Genomic DNA, 16,545 nt, shown 5'->3' on the forward strand with positions numbered 1-16,545 from the left:
GCAGCGTGAGTGCGCGACTGTTCGAGGTTCTCTTCGCGTTCCGGCCCGGCCGGTCCCGGCTCACCCTGGCCGACCTGACCCGGGAGACCGGCCTGCCCCACGCCACGGTCCGCCGACTCGCGCTGGAACTCGTCGAGGCCGGAGCACTCGACCGCGCGCCGGACGGCGCCTTCACCGTGGGCATCCGGCTGTGGCGACTGGGCACGCTCGCACCGCTGAGCGTCCCGCTGCGCACGGCCGCACTCCCGTTCATGGACGACCTGCACACCGCGCTGCGCCAGCACGTACAGCTCTCCGTACTGGAGGGCACGGAGGCGGTCCTCGTCGAGCGGCTGTCGGCGGGCAAGGCGGTGGACGTCATATCGAGGGTCGGCGAGAGGCTGCCGCTGCACTGCTCCGGCGTGGGCAAGGTGCTGCTCGCCCACGCCGGCCACGAGCTGACGGAACAGGTCATCGCACAGGGCCTGTCGGCGTACACCGAGCGCACCGTCACCGACCCCGCGCGGCTCCGGGTGATGCTGGCCGAGTGCCGGGAGACCGGCGTGGCTGTCGTCCGTCAGGAGACGACACCGGGCGTCGACTCGGTGGCCACCCGTGTCCTGAACGCCGACGGCGAGGTTGTCGCGGCGCTTTCCGTCGTCGTGGGCGCAGGTACGGTCGATCTGCGGGCGGTACGGCCGGCGGTCATCGCCTCCGGTCTGGCCGTGTCCCGCAGGCTGGGCTGGCATTCTTCGGCTGGAGTTCGGTAAGCCTTCTGTCAACGCCCCTTCGCCATACGGCGGGTGGCACGGTAGGTGCCTGCCGTGGTGGTCTCGGTGGTGCCGTCGGGGAAGACGACGCGTGCGGTGGTGGCCGGCGGCACGTCGACGGTGAGGGTCAGCTCGTCGCAGGTCGTCCGCCACTCGACGGTGATCGTGCCCTGCGGGGACTCGTGCGTGCCCCGGGCCCACGTCAGTGACGGGTGCGGGACGGGCGCGACCTCGAAGGACTCCCAGGCGGTCGACTCCGGGTACGGCCAGGACGAGGCGCGTGGCGGCGGCCGCGCGCAGCTCGTCGGGGACGAGTCCGAGGGAGAGCGCGCGCACATAGGCGGCCTGGGTGTCGCCGAGAGTGCGTCCCTCGGCGGTGAGGAACTCGGTGCGCCAGGCGTCGCGGATTCGCTCGGCGGTCTCGGCATATCGGGCGGCGTCCTCGGTACGGCCGAGAACCTTCGCGGCGCGGGCGAGGGTCGACGTCGAGCGGTACAGGAACGCCGTGCCGACCTCGCCCTTGTCGGCCGTGAACCAGGCGACCGGGTCGTCCCTGACCGGGGCGATGCCGGTGCCGTCGGCCGCCTTCGCTTTCGGCTCGGTCCACTCGCCCCAGTGGAAGGAGCCGTCCCAGAGGTACTGCTCGTGCGACAGCGGCTCGGCCGAACGCTCGGTACGGGATGGGTGGCGCGCGGTGCGGGGGGTCTTGAGTGCCCACTCGGCCCAGCGGGCCATGGCCTCCCAGTTCTCGGCGAGCACGTCCCGGTCGCCGTAGGACTGGTACAGCTCCCAGGGGACGGCGCCTTGCGGCTGAAGCCGAGGACGTCGTACAGGCGCGTGGCGGTCGGTGCGAAGACCTGGTAGTCGCCGGTCCAGGCGAGGCGTTCGCGGGTGGGGCAGTCCGTGGGGACATCGACGGCGTTGCCGCGGAAGCTTCATTCGGCGGTCTCGTGAAGGCGGTTTAGGTCGGCGTCGCTGCACGCGAAGGTGCCGGTGCGGCGCAGGTCGGCGTGGACGACGCGCATCGTGAGGCTTGTGGGGTCGAGCGGGGCGCCGTCGCGGCGAAGGCGCGCGTACCGGAAGCCGTGCACGGTGTGGCGTGGCTCGAACGTCTCGCCCCGGCCCGCGGAGACGGCCTCGTCGCGCTGGACGAAGGGGTTCGGCTCCTCGCCGGGGCGGACGGAGTCCGGAAGTCGATGAACTCTGTTGCTTCCTGCGAAGGTTGTGCCACCGCATGAGCTACCGGACCGACTTGACCTTGAGCTTGATGATCAGGCCGCCGACCAGCGCGAGGACCGCGCCGCTCAGATAGAGCTGCGTGTAGTTCTTGCCGCCCCCCGTGACGCCGATGGTGATGATGAGCGGGGCGATCAGCGGGGCGATGGCGCTGGGAATCTTCTGCGCGAACGCGACGACCGCGAGATAGCGGCCGGCCTGGGCCCGGTCCGGGAGGACGGCGAACACGATCGCCTGGTCGACGGCGCTGAAGACCGCGATGGCGAGCTGCATCAGCACCGCGCCGGCGACGAGTTGGGGCAGCGAGTGGGCGAACGCCTCGGTGACGGCCCCGGCGACGAAGATCGCGGAGCCGATCAGGGTGAACAGCTTGCGCCTGCCGAGCTTGTCGGAGAGGAAGCCGCCCCCGATCGCGCCGCCGGCTGCCGCCAGCACCCCGATGATCCCGATCGTCGCCACGATGCCGGCCACCTCCTTGACGGGCAGGTCGAGCCGCTGGGCGTAGAAGAAGGTGCCGAAGGTGGTGTTGCAGTACAGGCCCATGTAGAAGATGAAGCGGCCGAGCCAGTTCCAGCCGAAGTCGGGGTACTTCCGCGGATTGAACCCGTAGCCGGCGACCAGGCTCTTGAGGGTCACATCGCTGGTGTGGACGAGTTCACGGGAGTCCCCTTCCGGCTTGACGAGGGGGAACAGCACCAGCATGACGGCTCCGAGGACGCCCGGGACCAGAAAGACGAGGAGGGTGCTGGAGGACACCGCGTACGCGATGCCGATACCGATCACCGGTGAGACCTGGCTCGTGACGCTGGTCCATGCTGAGACAAGGCCGCGCTGCTCCTCGGGGACACGGTCGGCCTGGATGTTCAGGATGGCCTGACTGGCCGTGGACCAGCCGACCATGCCGACGACCCACGACAGGCCCACCAGGAGCACCGTCGGTGCGGCGGCGATCCCGAAGAGCGCGACGACACCGAGGACCGCCCCGATGACCATGAACGGGGTCCTGCGGCCGAAGCGGGACCGCGTCCGGTCGCTCCAGGAGCCGATCAGGGGGCTGAGGGCCAGGTAGACGAACTGGGCGGAACCGGTGACATACCCGAGCAACTCCTCGCGTCCGGGGACGAGGTCGGAGATCCGCAGTGCCAGCGAGTAGGAGAGCGGAACCATCAGGGCCAGCGAGGCCCCGAAGTTGGCGATCATCATCCAGGCGATGTAGCCCGTATCGACCTTCTTCAGTGGCGGGGCCTCGATCTCGGGGGCCGAGGTCCCACCGTCATCCTCCGCCGGCTCGGCCGGCGGTGGTCCGGCCACGCTGATGTCGCGGTCGTTCTGAGGCATGAGGACTCCTTCGTCTCATGATTGCCAGGTGGCGCGGCGGCCGGCGGAGGACGGCACACGCGCATGTGGATGAACGGGTGGGGTGAATGCGGAGCGGCGCGTAACCAGGCCCGCTCGACGATCGACTGCCACCGGCGTCTGGGCATTGCTGGACCGACCAGCCCCCGTCGGAGGGGAGTACGGCGCCGTGAGGTTGATGCCGATGACGCGATCCCGGATCTCGTCGGAGTTCTCATGGACCGGCGAGAAGTCGTCGTTCACACCGGCAACGCTCGCGAGGGCGTCGATGTGGCCGACGGCCGCCGCGACGATGCGGTCGATGTCGTCCTGCCGCGTGATGTCGCCGACGACGGCGGTGATCGCGCCATCGGGGACGGAGGCGGCGAGCGCTTCCAGGCGCTCGGCCGAGAGGTCCACACCGATCACGTGGCCGCCCTCCCGCGCGATGCGCGATGCGGTCGCCCGGCCGATGCCGGAGGCCGCTCCGGTGACGATGACGGTCTTGCCTGCGGTGCGCGCCGGATCAGGGAGAACGGAGCGGTCAGAAGCATCAGTCGGCAGTCGTCAGTCGGCAGTCGTCAATCGTTCTCGGGTCGGCCGGGCTTGCGCCCGCCCAGGCCGTGCCAGCGGCGGCGGAGGGTGAACGCGGCCGTCTTCGGCCTGCGGTCGCGGGTGAACACACCCTTCTTGTTGCCGTCGACGCGATGGATGCCGGCGGAGGTCTGAAAGTCGGCGAAGTTCCAGACGTGTTCGCCGATGAACTCGGGGATGCGGTCGAAGGCGCGGTGGTACATGGAGAGGTAGTCGCTCTGGTACTCCTCGCTCCACGGGGTGTCCCAGACAGAGTGCAGGCCGGGTTGGGTGTCGGCGCCGTACTCGGACATCATGACCGGCTTGCCGAAGCGCGCGGCCCAGCCTCGGAGGTCCTGCTCCAGGGCCTGCTCGGCGGTCGCGAGGTCGCCGGTGAAGAGGTACCAGCCGTAGTAGCGGTTGATGCTCAGTACGTCGAACAGGTCGCCGATCAGGTCGTTCTTCGGCGTCGCGAACATGACCGCGGCGTAGGTGAGGGGGCGGGTCGGGTCGAGCTTCCGGGCCAGCTCGACCAGCGGCCCGAAGTACTCGCGGGCGCCGTCCTCGTTGGATGCCGGCTCATTGGCCAGGCACCACATCACCACGCTCGGGTGGTTCTTGTCCCGTTCGATCAGCTCCCGCAGATGCTGGGCGTGGGCGTCGCGCGTGGTGCCGCCGAAGTTCTCCGGCGCGAAGGTCGGGGTGGGCGGAACGCCGGTGAGCCCGCCCTGGACTCCCAGGTTCAGGCCTACGGCGGCGGTCTCGTCGATGACGACGATGCCGTGCCGGTCGGCGAAGTCGAGCACCTCCTCCGCGTACGGGTAGTGCGAGGTGCGGAAGGAGTTGGCGCCGGTCCACTGAAGGAGCTGAAAGTCATGGACGAGGTAGGCGTCGTCGTGGCCCTTGCCCCGGACGGGGGTGTCCTCGTGCTTGCCGAAACCGGTGAAATAGAACGGCTCGCCGTTGATGAGGAACTCGGTGCCCCGCACTTCGACGGTGCGGACGCCGAACGGCTGGGTGTAGCTGTCGACCGGTTCTCCCTCACCGGCCTCGCCGTCGCCGGCCAGCTCCACCACGAGGTCGTACAGATAGGCGGCGCCGGGCTGCCAGAGAGTGACGTCCTCTATGCGGAGGGCGCCTTGGGGCCCGTGTGCCTCCGCCACGGTCCGGCCCGCAGCGTCGAGCGCGCGCACCCGGACGGCGGTCGCGTCGACGGCCTCGCCGGCGATCTCCACGCGGTACTCGACGTTCCCGGCCGTGCCGTCCCGCCCGGTGACCACCGTGACGTCCTCGACGAAGGTCCGCGGCGTGCTGAACAGGCGCACCGGGCGGGCGATGCCCGCGTAGTTGTAGAAGTCGTGCAGGTACGACTGGCGTTCGCGGCCATCGGGCCCCGTGGTGACGGTGCCGGGCGGGATCGTCTCGTTCGTCAGCCGGTTGTTGACACCGACGGTGAGCCGGAACTCGGCGCCCGGGCGGACGATCCCCGTCAGGTCGGCCTCGAACGGGGTGTAGCCGCCGGTGTGTTCGGCCACCAGCCGGTCGTCGACGTAGACCTGCGCGGCGTGGGTGACGGAGCCGAAGCGGAGGACCACCCGCTGCCCCGCCCAGCCGCGCGGCACGCGCGCGTCCCGCTGGTACCAGACGACGCCGACATGGTCACGGATCTCCGCGTCCGTGAACAGGTCGTTGTAGCTGGCGGGGACGGGGGCTTCGAGAGGCGAGGTGAGCCGCGACGTCCACGGGGTGGCGCCGGCGCGGGAGTCGAGAGCGAACCGCCACAGGCCGTCGAGGCTGACGATGTCGCGGGTGGGGCTGGTGCGAGGAGAGAGCATGGTGTTCCTACGCGTCGTCGCGGGGCAGAGGCCCGAGGAGGATGGGGGACTGGTGCGGCGTCGGCTGTTAAATGGTTTCACCGGCGTCGGCGAGGAGCGTGCTCCCCGTCATGAAGGCCGAGAGGTCGCTCGCGCAGAACAGCACCACGCGGGCGATGTCGTCGGGCACGCCGAGCCGACCGAGCAGGCTCGGCTGCATCACCGGCATGATGTCCCCGGCGTCTGCTGTGGCCGCGGTTTCCGAGGCGGCCGCCGCAGCTGCCGCCATGTTCCCCTCGGTCGGCACGTACGTCGGCGCGACGCCCAGTACGCGAATACCGAACGGTGCGAATTCGAGGGCGAGTTGCCGCGTGAGGCCGCGCGCCGCATGCTTGGAGGCGACGTACGCGGCGAGCCCGGGGGCCGTCCCCCGGAACCCGGCCGTGGAGACGACGTTGACGATGACTCCACCGCTCCCGGCCTCGCTCATGCGGCGCGCGGCCTCCCGGGAACCGAGGAAGACACCGCGCGTGTTCACGGCGAACACCTCGTCCCAGGTCGTGCCGGACATCTCCAGCGCGGGAACGCTGGGGAAGATCCCGGCGTTGTTGACCCAGATGTCGACCCCGCCGAACTCCCGGACCGCGAGGTCGGCGGCCGCGACGACGCTCCCGGCGTCGGTGACGTCCAGGAGGGCGGCCAGGGCACGGCCCTGACCACGGGCGTTGAGGTCCTCGGCGACAGTGGCGGCCAACTCTCGCTCGATGTCCGCGACGAGTACGTCCGCTCCTGCTTCGACCAGGCGCTCGGCGATGGCCCGGCCCAGTCCGCGGCCTGCGCCGGTCACGACGGCGTGCCGCCCGGACAGCGAGACCAGTTCGGCCAGCGGCCGGGATGAGACGTCGGGTACGGATATCTGCACGGTGAGTGTGTCCTTCCAAGGGGCAGGGCGGTCAGTTGCGTGCGCGGCGGGCGGTCTCGCCCAACCAGGCGAGGCTGGGCTTGGGACGGCGCTCGAAGGTCTCGCGGTCGACCTCGACCAGGCCGAAGGTCGGCGCCCAGTGGCCCCACTCGTAGTTGTCGAGGAGGCTCCAGTGCAGGTAGCCGCGGACGTCTGCGCCGTCGGCGATCGCCGCCTCGAGGTGTTTCAGGGCCTCGCCGGTGTAGGCGATCCGGCGGGTGTCGTCGCGGGTGGCGATGCCGTTCTCGGTGACCAGGATCGGCATGCCGCCGGTGACCTCGACGGTGTGCCGTACGGCGATGCCCAGGGCGTCGGGCCGGTAGGCGGTTCCCACGAGTGTGTTGTCCGGGTGCCGCGGGTGCGGCTCGATGCCGTCCGGGCCGACCCACTGGCTGGAGTACGACTGCACGCCGACGAAGTCGTCGCCGTGCGCTCCCTCCAGGTAGAGGTCCTCCCAGATGTACTCCAACTCCCGCTTCTTCTCCTCGGCCCCGGGGCGGGCGACGAAGGCGCGATTGGCGACCGTCCAGCCGACCTTGGCGCCGGTGCGCTCGCGCAGCACCTCGCGGACGGCGTGGTGCGCCTCGACCAGCCGTTCGCCGATCTTCACGTCGGGGGCTGGCAGCGGCGGCCGCGGGCCCTCGTTGTCGAGAGTGGGGCTCTGCCACTCCCCGGCCGCCTGCTGCTTCCGCATGGCCTGCGCCATGCCGACCATGATGGCCAGCATGTTCGGCTCGTTCATCGTGACGACCCATTCGACGCCTTCGAGGATCGACGAGGCCGCCTCGGCGTACGCCCGGAACCGCTCGACGGCGCGGTCGCCGAGCCAGCCGCCCTCCTGGGCGAACCACAGCGGGCTGGTGAAGTGGTGCAGGGTCACGACCGGGGTCAGACCCAGCTCGAAGGCCGTATCGATCATGCGCCGGTAGTGGGCGAGTTCGGCCCGCGAGATCATGCCTGGGACGGGCTCGATCCGGGCCCACTCGATGCCGAAGCGGTAGGCGTTGAGCCCGGCGCCGACGAGCAGCCGCATGTCCTCGCGGTACCGGTGGTAGCTGTCGCAGGCGTCGCCGCTGCGCTCCATGCCCGGCACGCGCCCCTCGTTCGCCCAGAAGTCGCTGTTGAGGTTGTTGCCCTCGATCTGGTGCGGGGCGGTGGAGGCTCCCCAGAGGAACCCCGGGGCGAGTTCGGTCATCGTCGACTGCCTTCCCTGTGAGCATTAACTCTTACCGTGTGGTTGGTTTTCGTGATCGGACGGTAGGCCGGGATCAGAAGTGCGGGAAGGCGCCGTTCGGCTTCGTGATCAGAGCGTTACCTCATGGCGGATCACCTGAATGTGGGAGGCGGCGTTCGCGGCCGCCGGCAGAACCCAGACATCCGGTCATTCACTGATCGTCGCGAAGCGGTGCATGCGGTTCACCGACTGTGGGCGTGGAGTCGGTGGCGCGGTACCGGTCGGCATGGAGGAGTCGACCAGATGGTCACTCACCTGCGATTTCCTCCGCAGCGAGGGGGTGGCCATCGTGCTGAGCCATGATGCGCAAGGGAGTGGCGGGTAGGTCCGGCATCGAAAACCGTCGAAAGTTGGGCCTGCCTGTCGACAGCAGACATCCCATGAGTTCAAGCTATCGGCATGGACCGCAGACATTTCCTTGCATGGTCGACCACGGCCGGAGCCGGCGTGGCGGATGTGGCGTTGTCCGGTGGCGCGTATGCGGCCGAAGGGCCCGACGCCGGCCGGGCGTCGGCGTCGGGTGCACCGGGGCCCGACACGAGACCCGGCGATCTCGTGCTCTGGTATCCCCGTCCGGCCTCCGCGTGGCTGGAGGCGCTGCCCATCGGCAACGGACGGCTCGGGGCCATGGTCTTCGGTGGCACTGAGAGCGAGCTGCTCCAGCTGAACGAGGACACGGTGTGGGCGGGCGGACCGTACGAGCCCGCCAATCCGAAGGCGCTGGCCAGTCTGCCCGAGATCCGCAGGCGGGTCTTCGCCGGGGAGTGGGCCGCCGCCCAGTCCCTGATCGACTCGGACTTTCTCGGCATCCCCAAGGGCGAGTTGATGTACCAGACGGTCGGGAACCTGCGGCTGGCCTTCGGTGCCGGGGGCGAAGTCGGAGAGTACCGGCGCACGCTGGACCTCGACTCCGCCGTCACCTCCGTGCGCTACGCGCAGGGTGGCGTGACCTACTACCGCGAGTGTTTCGCCAGCCACTCCGACCAGGTGATTGTCATGCGTCTGACCGCGGACGCGCCGGGGTCCGTGTCCTTCACCGCGGCCTTCGACAGCCCTCAGACCGTGACCGCGTCCTCGCCCGACCGGATCACCGCCGCGATCGACGGAACGTCGCAGACCCGTGAGGGCATCACTGGACAGGTACGGTTCCGGGCGCTGGCCCGCGCCCGGGCCGACGGCGGAACGGTCAGCAGCGAGAACGGGACTCTCATGGTGACGGGGGCCGATTCCGTCACCCTGCTGGTCTCGGTCGGCACCAGCTACACCGACTACCGGAACCCGACCGGCGACCACGCGGCCCGCGCCACCGCTCCCCTCAATGCCGCGTCGGACGTCCCGTACGCACGGCTCCGGAAGCGCCATGTCGCCGACTATCAGAGCCTGTTCCGGCGGGTCGCACTCGACCTCGGCACGACCGACGCGGCGGCGCTGCCCACCGATGAACGGGTGGCCAACTTCGCCTCGACCGCCGACCCGCAGTTGGTCGCCCTGCATTTCCAGTACGGGCGCTATCTGCTGATCTCCTCGTCACGGCCCGGGACCCAGCCCGCCAATCTTCAGGGCATCTGGAACGACTCGCTCAGCCCGTCCTGGGACTCGAAGTACACGATCAACATCAATACGGAGATGAACTACTGGCCGGCGCCCGTCACCAACCTCCTGGAGTGCTGGGAACCGGTCTTCGACATGCTCGCGGAGCTGTCGGTTGCCGGGGCCACCACCGCACGGGCGCAGTACGGGGCCGGAGGCTGGGTCACCCATCACAACACCGACGCCTGGCGCGGCACGGCCCCGGTGGACGGTGCGTTCTGGGGCATGTGGCAGACCGGCGGCGCCTGGCTGGCGACCGGCATCTGGGAGCACTATCTGTTCACGGGCGACAAGAAGGCGCTGCGTCGTCGCTATCCGGTGCTCCGGGGCGCGGTGCGGTTCTTCCTTGACACCCTGGTCCCCGATCCGGCCGGCGGACACCTCGTCACCTGCCCCGCGGTCTCCCCGGAGCACGCCCACCACACGGATGTGTCCATCTGCGCCGGGCCGACCATGGACAACCAGATCTTGCGTGATCTCTTCGACGGGTTCGTCAAGTCCTCCGAGCTCCTCGGCGAAGGCGCGGACGCCGGCATGCGGACCGAGGCGCGGGCCGTACGCGAGAAACTGCCGCCGATGAAGATCGGCGCCCAGGGCCAGTTGCGGGAGTGGCAGGAGGACTGGGACGCGATCGCTCCCGAGCAGAACCACCGGCACGTCTCGCACCTGTACGGTCTGCACCCCAGCAACCAGATCACCAAGCGGGACACCCCGGAGCTGTTCGCCGCGGCGCGCACGACCCTGGAGCAGCGCGGGGACGCGGGCACCGGCTGGTCCCTCGCCTGGAAGATCAACTTCTGGGCGAGGCTGGAGGAAGGCGCACGGTCCTACAAGCTGCTGACCGACCTGCTCACCCCCGAGCGCACCGCGCCGAATCTCTTCGATCTGCACCCGCCTTTCCAGATCGACGGCAACTTCGGGGCGACGGCGGGCGTGTCGGAGTGGTTGCTCCAGTCCCACGCGGGTGAGCTGCATCTGCTGCCCGCGCTGCCTCCGGCACTGCTCGACGGCCGGGTGCGCGGTCTGCTGGCGCGCGGTGGCTTCGAGGTGGACCTGGTGTGGGGTCAGGGCGCTTTGCTGACAGCCGAGCTGCGTTCCCGCTCCGGCAACCAGGTGACCGTGCGGTCCGCGACGGATCTGAAGGTGACCGCCCACGGCCGTCGGGTCCGGGCACGGCGCCCGGAGCCGGGGCTGATGGTGTTCGACACGGAGCGCGGGGCGACGTACCGCTTGAACGCTGCCGACTGAGCGCCGAGCCACTCGTACCGCACCCCTCGTCGTCGCTCCTGCCTGCCGTCGGCGGCAGGCAGGAGCGGTCGTGGCCCGCGCGAGCGCGCGGACCGCGGCATGGGACGGTTCAGCCGCCGATGTTGCTCTGCGGGCCGGCGTACGTCTTCAGCAGGGCGGGGACGTTCGCCGCCGGGTCGAGCGTGTACGAGTAGTGGCTGCTCGGCGTGAAGGTCGTCCCGTTGGTCTGCTGCTTGCCGGTGGAGTTGACCACGATGCTGCCCTTCTGGGTCAGCGAGGCCGCCGAGGTGTCGTTGTAGTACGGGTCTTTCACCTTCTCGAAGTAGCTGTTCTCGATGACCGTCTTCGACTGGCCGCGCGAGAGGTTGCCGTAGCCGGTGACGTTCTGCAGATAGTTGTTGTACAGGTGGGCCATGGCGACGTTGTCGATGCTCGGGTTCCGGCTGCCGGTGTCGTGGATCCAGTTGTGGTGGATCGTCATCCGCGAGGTGACGTTGTCCGTCCAGCCGATGCCGAAGGCCTTGCGGCTCCCGCTGAGGTCGTTCCAGGAGACGGTCAGGTAGCTGGTGTCCTTCCGGCTGTCGATCAGGCCGTCGTTCATCCGCTCGATCCGGTTGTGGTCGATCCAGATGTGGTCGACGGTGTCCATCTGGATGCCGTCGTAGTCGTACTCCTTGTCGTCCGGGTCGTCGTCGGCCATCTGGGTGTCCCGGATGGTCAGGTTCCTGATGATCACGTTCCGGACCCCGGAGCCGAGGAAGAAGCCGCCGTTGACGATCTGCCCGGAGGTGCCGACGCCCACCAGGGTCTTGTTCGACTTCACCGGGATCTCGTAGCCGTACGTCGGGACCTTGATGGCCGCGGCCACCTTGATCACGTAAGGGCTGCTGGAGGTCGCGTACTTCACCAGGTCGTCGTAGCTGGTGACGGTGACCGTCTGGCCACTCGCGCCGCCCGTGGTGCCGCCGCCGGTGGAGGCGAAGCCGTCGGGGGTGTTGGACCAGGTGGGTGCGGCGGGCGCCTGCCGGTCGGCGCCGCTGGCCGTCGGCGTGGAGGTGGCGCCGGCCGGCAGCGCCGCCCCGTTGAGCATCAGTCCGCACGTCCCCAGGAGGAGTGCAACGGACCAGGAGGTGCGCCGTACGGTCTTCCGTGTGGTCATGGGTGCGTCCTTGTGTGATGAGGGGGGTTTCGCGGTCAGTGAGGGGGTTTCGCGGTCGGGCGGGTCAGCCGACCGGGTTCCAGCCGTCGGATCCGGCCAGATACTTCTGCGGGGTGTACTGCGCCGCCTGGGCGGCGCTGAGCTGCGGGCGGTTGCCGTTGACCGTGGCGCCTGAGCCGTTGTTCCGGTATTCGAGGAACCGGGCGTTCTTCCAGGAGTTGTCGGACATGTCGGTCCACGGTTGGGCCGCCGCGATCGTCGTGGAGAGGGACGACTCGCGGTAGAGGACCTGGGCGGCGGCCCGCCATGGCCGGCCGAGCTGGGTGGTGTTGCCGGCGGCGCCGGTGACGTTCGACCTGTAGAACAGGAATCCGTACGTCTTGGCCGCATCGGTGCTGGCCGCGGTGATGGGACCGCCGGTGCTCCGCTTCTCGTAGATCTTGCAGGAGTGGAACACCGCGGTGCCGCCGCCGAAGATGAAGTCGACCGTGCCCTCCACGTAGGAGTTCCTGATGTAGGCCCTGGTGTTGTCGTTGACCAGGAACGTGTCCTGGTCGCCCAGCAGCCGCACGTTGTCCAGGACGGCCCGGTCGGCGTTCAGGTGCAGCGCCACCGCCTGGTGTCCGCTGGGCGTGCTGTTCTCGTCGAAGTCGTTGGAGATCGTCAGGTTGGTGGCGACGAAGTCGTGGCCGTAGGCGAAAACGGTCGCGCTGCCGGACGTGCCGTGCGTGCCGGCGCTGTGGTTGTTGACGATCACCACGTCCCCGGCCGAGCTGCCGGTGCCGTTCAGGGTGATGTACGGCTTGTTCGACGGGACGGTCACGATCTCCCGGTAGGTACCGGGCTTGACGCTGATGGTGACCCGGCTCCCGTTGCCGGTGGCGACGGAGTCGATCGCGGCCTGGATGGTCAGGTACTGGCCGCTGCCGTCCTTGGCGACCGTGATGGATCCCGCTGCCGGCGCGGTCGCGGCGGCCGCGGGCAGCACCGAGCCGGCTGACATCAAGCCGACCACTGCCAGGGCGAGTGGGGTCAGCCGGGGCAGGTGCCGGTGCCTGATGCGCCGGGACCGTCGCCCTGTCCCGGCGGGTGCCCCGCCGGCTGATTCGGACAACATGTGCATGTTCCTCCCTCGTACGAAGGTGGGGTGCCGCGGAGTCGTCCGACCCTGCGACCGCGCGGCATCGTGAACGTGCCGCCCGACCGGGGCCGCACGGTTCGTAGACGCCCGAAGTCACGGCGGATTACCGAAATCTGCGAGAAATCTTGGTGAGGTCCCCCGCTGCTCGCGGAGTTGACGTCGCGGCCGATGGCGGTCCTGCACGCCCGCGGTTGTTACGTTTCAATGACACAGGGAAAACGCTGTGCCAGCATACGGAACTCTCAGAAACCGCCGGGTGCGCCGGACGGCCATGGGGCCGCGGCCGCGACAGGGAGTGGGGATCCTCTGCGATGACGAGGGGGCAGAGCGAGGCCGAGCGGAATGTCACCGCACTGGTGTGCGACGCCCAGGCGGGCGGCCAACAGGCGCTCAGCGAACTGATCTCGCTCCATCTGCCCCTGATCTACAACATCATCGGCCGGGCCCTCAACGGGCATGCGGACGTGGACGACTTGGTGCAGGAGACCATGGAGCGGGTCGTCCGCGGCCTGCCGAAGCTGCGCGAGCCCGACCGGTTCCGGTCCTGGGCGGTCGCCATCGCCTACCGCCAGGTCCAACAGCACCAGCGGCGCCGGACGGCGGCCCCGCTGCACCAGCACGGCGACGTCCCGGACGTGGCCGACCCCCGCGCCGACTTCGCCGAACGCACCGTCACCGAACTGCTGCTGGACGGGCAGCGACGCGAGCTGGCCGAGGCGGCCCGCTGGCTTGAGGACACCGACCGGCAGATGCTGTCCCTGTGGTGGCAGGAGGCCTCCGGCCGGCTGACCCGGATCGAGCTGGCCGCCGCCCTCGCGGTCGGCCCGCGGCACGCGGCCGTCCGGCTGCGGCGGATGAGGGTCAAACTGGACGCGGCCCGAGGCATCGTACGTGCGCTGGCCGCGACGCCGCGCTGTCCCCGGCTCGCCGAGCTGGCAGAGGGGTGGGACGGCGGCGTGACATCGGTGTGGCGCAAGCGCCTCACCCGGCACACCCGGGACTGCGCGCACTGCGCCGGACACCAAACCGGCCTCGTTCCACCCGAGAAGCTGCTGCCCGGCATCGGCGTGGTCGCGGTACCCGTCGGAACACTGGACGGCCTGCGCCCCGTCCTGGAGACCGCCGCCGCGGCCGCCGCGGCGGTGGGCCAGTCACTGCTCGACCACCTCCGGACCGCCTTGCACCACCTGACCGCCAAGACCGCCGCGACCACCGCCGCGGTGGCCGTCGCAGGCACCCTCACCTACGCGGTGTGGCAGTCCCCGGTGCCGGAATCCGGCAGCGCCGCCCCGGACGTCAGCGCGCCGGCCGAGCCGCGCGGCGGGCCGACCGCGCCGGCCCCCACCCGGAAGCCGTCGGCATCGCCCTCCCCCCAGACGAGCGACCGCCGCTCCCCATCGGCGGCCACCGGCTTCAGCGGCGTGGCCAAGGCGGACATCTATGTGGCGCCGAACGGCTCGGACTCCGGCGACGGGACCAGGGCGCACCCCTACGCCACGCTCAACAAGGCCGTCTCTGTGGTCCGGCCCGGCGGGACCATCGCCCTGCGCGGTGGCGCCTACCGGCCGACCGAGCCGGTGACCATCACCACCAACGGCACGGCGACGGCCCGCATCACGCTGAGCAACTACCGCGACGAGCGGCCGGTCATCGACGCCGGCGGCGTGCCCGCGGACAAGTGGATGATCACCCAGCAGACGCGTTACTGGACCGTCCAGGGGCTGGAGATCCGCGACTCCGCCAGCCACGCCTATGTCTGCAGCAGCTGTCAGCACACCGTCTTCCGACGGCTGTCCCTCCATGACAACGCCAGGTCAGGGCTGACGTTGCGCGACCCGGGCACCATCGGCAACGCGGTGCTCGACAGCGACTTCTTCGACAACCGCGACGGCGCCCGTGTCGGAGTCGGGCTCGCGGTGAAGTTCGGCTCCGGAGCGGACAACGTCGTCCGGGGCTGCCGTGCCTACGGCAACGCGACCGACGGCATCGACCTGGGCGAGTTCACCAGCCCGGTCACCCTTGAGAGCAACTGGTCCTACCGCAACGGCAACGGTTTCACCTTCGGCGGCGGCACCTCGCCGGCCGCGGTCGCCCATGTCGTCAGGAACAATGCCGCCTGGGACAACCGCTCCCTCGGCTTCGACGACGCGGACAACACCGGCCGCCTCGTGCTGCTCCGCAACACCGCCTTCCGCAACGGCGCCGCCGGCTTCTCCCTGCCTGATGCCACCGCGTCACTGAGCGGCAACGTCTCCGTCGGCAACGAGCAGGACGACGCGTTCGGCACCACGGCGACATCCAGCCGGAACACCTGGAACGGCGGCAGCCGGGGCACCGCGCTCTTCGCCACGACCGACCCGGCCACGGCCCAGGCAGGGCGGCCGGCCGGCGGTGGCCTGCCGAAGACCGACTTCCTCACCACCGGCGGCGGAACCGGCGCCAGCATGACCGAGTAGGCGGAGCCGTCCCGGCGATACTCACCCCTGGCCGTAAGGTGGGCAGGGGCCGGCCAGGGCGTCCGGCACAGCCCCGGGGCCGAGTCCTGTGCGTGGTGCACACGCCGGTTTTCCGGGAGGTCATGTGCCCGCCCGCGAACCACTCCGCGTCCACCCGCCCCAGCACGGCGTTGGCATCCGTGACCGTCGGGCGGGTGCCGCCGCGCCCGTAGCAGGCGGGGCCCGGAACGGCGCCGGCCGATTCGGGGCCGACGCGCAGGCCGCCCGCTTCGGCGTATGCGATCGATCCGCCCCCGGCACCGATGGTGTGCAGGTTGACCAGGGGCATCAAGACCGGAAAACCGTCGGCGCGGCCCTCGCCGGGCGATGTCCGGCCGCCCGTCGAGCACCAGCGACACGTCGAACGACGTCCCGCCCATGTCGACGCAGATCGCGTTCGGGCGGCCGAGAAGCGCGGCTGCGGCGACCCCGCCCATGGTGCCGCCGACCGGCCCCGACAGCAGGGACTGAAGCGGATGGCGGCGTGCGAAGCGGGCGTTGACCACCCCTCCCGACGACTGCATGACCTGCACGGGCACGCCGAGCCCCCGTTCGGCGAAGCGTTCCTCGATGTGACCGAGATAGCGTCGTACGACGGGTCCCGTGTACGCGTCCAGGACGGCGGACGAGGTGCGCTCGTACTCACGCCACTCGTCGGCCACCTGATGCGAGAGAACGATCATGACGTCGTCGTCCGCGAGCTCCTGAGCGAGGATCTCGCCGGCCCGCCGTTCGTGCGCCGGGTTGACGTAGCTGAAGAGGAAGGAGACGGCGACCGGCCGTGGCCCGCCGCTCCACCAGCGGCACGGGCTTGCGGTAGTGCAGGTCGAACATGCGGTCGCGGTTGCCACGCGCGATGTGGTATCGCCCGGCGTCGTCGGTGCCTTCGCCGCGACGTGGGTGCCGCGCACCTCGTCGTACGCGACGACATCGGTGAACGTGCCACCGATGTCCATGGCCACCCGGTACGTCATGCCGCCTCCCAGCTGTCTCGGACAGGGGAAGCGACG

The 16,545-nt window shown here is 70.0% G+C and carries 12 protein-coding genes and 2 pseudogenes; 3 read left to right on the forward strand and 11 right to left on the reverse strand.

Annotated features, from left to right (window positions below):
• The first annotated feature begins 5 nt into the window (after positions 1–5).
• Positions 6–749, forward strand: a complete 744-nt coding sequence (locus ACWY4P_RS49040) for an IclR family transcriptional regulator (RefSeq protein WP_456207270.1) — start codon at positions 6–8, stop codon at positions 747–749.
• An 8-nt stretch (positions 750–757) separates the two neighbouring features.
• On the opposite strand, the gene ACWY4P_RS49045 is transcribed toward ACWY4P_RS49040, so the two are convergent.
• From ACWY4P_RS49045 to ACWY4P_RS49075, 7 genes and pseudogenes are all read right to left on the reverse strand, one after another.
• Positions 758–1,177: an alpha-L-rhamnosidase C-terminal domain-containing protein gene (locus tag ACWY4P_RS49045; RefSeq protein WP_456207271.1), complete on the reverse strand. Its 420-nt coding sequence runs from the start codon at positions 1,175–1,177 to the stop codon at positions 758–760.
• Positions 1,080–1,508, reverse strand: a pseudogene (locus tag ACWY4P_RS49050) (alpha-L-rhamnosidase-related protein); the annotation flags it as partial. The gene ACWY4P_RS49045 and the pseudogene ACWY4P_RS49050, both read right to left, overlap by 98 nt.
• Positions 1,509–1,988: 480 nt before the next feature.
• Positions 1,989–3,323, reverse strand: coding sequence for an MFS transporter (locus tag ACWY4P_RS49055; RefSeq protein WP_456207272.1), 1,335 nt, complete (start codon positions 3,321–3,323; stop codon positions 1,989–1,991).
• Positions 3,324–3,338: 15 nt separating this feature from the next.
• A complete protein-coding gene (locus tag ACWY4P_RS49060; RefSeq protein ID WP_456213309.1) occupies positions 3,339–3,884 on the reverse strand; it encodes an SDR family NAD(P)-dependent oxidoreductase in 546 nt (181 codons plus the stop codon).
• A gap of 17 nt (positions 3,885–3,901) precedes the next feature.
• Positions 3,902–5,728: a beta-glucuronidase gene (gene uidA, locus ACWY4P_RS49065; RefSeq protein WP_456207273.1), complete on the reverse strand. Its 1,827-nt coding sequence runs from the start codon at positions 5,726–5,728 to the stop codon at positions 3,902–3,904.
• Positions 5,729–5,795: 67 nt separating this feature from the next.
• The gene (locus ACWY4P_RS49070; RefSeq protein WP_456207274.1) at positions 5,796–6,629 is read right to left on the reverse strand and encodes an SDR family NAD(P)-dependent oxidoreductase; all 834 of its coding nucleotides are present in this window, start codon (positions 6,627–6,629) and stop codon (positions 5,796–5,798) included.
• A 31-nt stretch (positions 6,630–6,660) separates the two neighbouring features.
• On the reverse strand, positions 6,661–7,863 hold the full coding sequence (locus ACWY4P_RS49075; RefSeq protein ID WP_456207275.1) for a family 1 glycosylhydrolase: 1,203 nt from the start codon (positions 7,861–7,863) through the stop codon (positions 6,661–6,663).
• Positions 7,864–8,301: 438 nt separating this feature from the next.
• Here ACWY4P_RS49075 and ACWY4P_RS49080 point away from each other — a divergent pair, with 438 nt between their 5' ends.
• Positions 8,302–10,740, forward strand: a complete 2,439-nt coding sequence (locus tag ACWY4P_RS49080; protein ID WP_456207276.1) for a glycoside hydrolase family 95 protein — start codon at positions 8,302–8,304, stop codon at positions 10,738–10,740.
• A 109-nt stretch (positions 10,741–10,849) separates the two neighbouring features.
• Here the strand turns inward: ACWY4P_RS49080 and ACWY4P_RS49085 are convergent, their stop codons facing one another.
• Positions 10,850–11,899: a pectate lyase family protein gene (locus tag ACWY4P_RS49085; RefSeq protein WP_456207277.1), complete on the reverse strand. Its 1,050-nt coding sequence runs from the start codon at positions 11,897–11,899 to the stop codon at positions 10,850–10,852.
• 64 nt (positions 11,900–11,963) lie between these two features.
• Entirely contained in the window at positions 11,964–12,902 is a 939-nt protein-coding gene (locus ACWY4P_RS49090; protein ID WP_456207278.1) for a pectinesterase family protein, read from the reverse strand.
• Between the two features lie 449 nt (positions 12,903–13,351).
• Between ACWY4P_RS49090 and ACWY4P_RS49095 the strand changes: the two genes are divergently transcribed.
• Positions 13,352–15,496, forward strand: coding sequence for a sigma-70 family RNA polymerase sigma factor (locus ACWY4P_RS49095; protein ID WP_456207279.1), 2,145 nt, complete (start codon positions 13,352–13,354; stop codon positions 15,494–15,496).
• Here ACWY4P_RS49095 and ACWY4P_RS49100 read toward each other — a convergent pair.
• The gene (locus tag ACWY4P_RS49100) at positions 15,456–15,824 is read right to left on the reverse strand and encodes a hydantoinase/oxoprolinase family protein (RefSeq protein ID WP_456207280.1); all 369 of its coding nucleotides are present in this window, start codon (positions 15,822–15,824) and stop codon (positions 15,456–15,458) included. The two genes, ACWY4P_RS49095 and ACWY4P_RS49100, sit on opposite strands and share 41 nt — an antisense overlap.
• 94 nt (positions 15,825–15,918) lie before the next feature.
• Positions 15,919–16,509: pseudogene (locus tag ACWY4P_RS49105) on the reverse strand (hydantoinase/oxoprolinase family protein); the annotation flags it as partial.
• Positions 16,510–16,545 lie beyond the last annotated feature (36 nt).

The sequence above is a fragment of the Streptomyces sp. LZ34 genome, from assembly GCF_053890475.1.

Coding starts and splice junctions, on each gene's coding strand:
- ACWY4P_RS49045 (WP_456207271.1), bottom strand. CDS start 1,177: ATGCCGAGACCGCCGAGCGAATCCGCGACGCCTGGCGCACCGAGTTCC.
- ACWY4P_RS49055 (WP_456207272.1), bottom strand. CDS start 3,323: ATGCCTCAGAACGACCGCGACATCAGCGTGGCCGGACCACCGCCGGCC.
- uidA (WP_456207273.1), bottom strand. CDS start 5,728: ATGCTCTCTCCTCGCACCAGCCCCACCCGCGACATCGTCAGCCTCGAC.
- ACWY4P_RS49075 (WP_456207275.1), bottom strand. CDS start 7,863: ATGACCGAACTCGCCCCGGGGTTCCTCTGGGGAGCCTCCACCGCCCCG.
- ACWY4P_RS49080 (WP_456207276.1), top strand. CDS start 8,302: ATGGACCGCAGACATTTCCTTGCATGGTCGACCACGGCCGGAGCCGGC.
- ACWY4P_RS49085 (WP_456207277.1), bottom strand. CDS start 11,899: ATGACCACACGGAAGACCGTACGGCGCACCTCCTGGTCCGTTGCACTC.
- ACWY4P_RS49090 (WP_456207278.1), bottom strand. CDS start 12,902: ATGTCAGCCGGCTCGGTGCTGCCCGCGGCCGCCGCGACCGCGCCGGCA.
- ACWY4P_RS49095 (WP_456207279.1), top strand. CDS start 13,352: ATGACGAGGGGGCAGAGCGAGGCCGAGCGGAATGTCACCGCACTGGTG.
- ACWY4P_RS49100 (WP_456207280.1), bottom strand. CDS start 15,824: ATGCCCCTGGTCAACCTGCACACCATCGGTGCCGGGGGCGGATCGATC.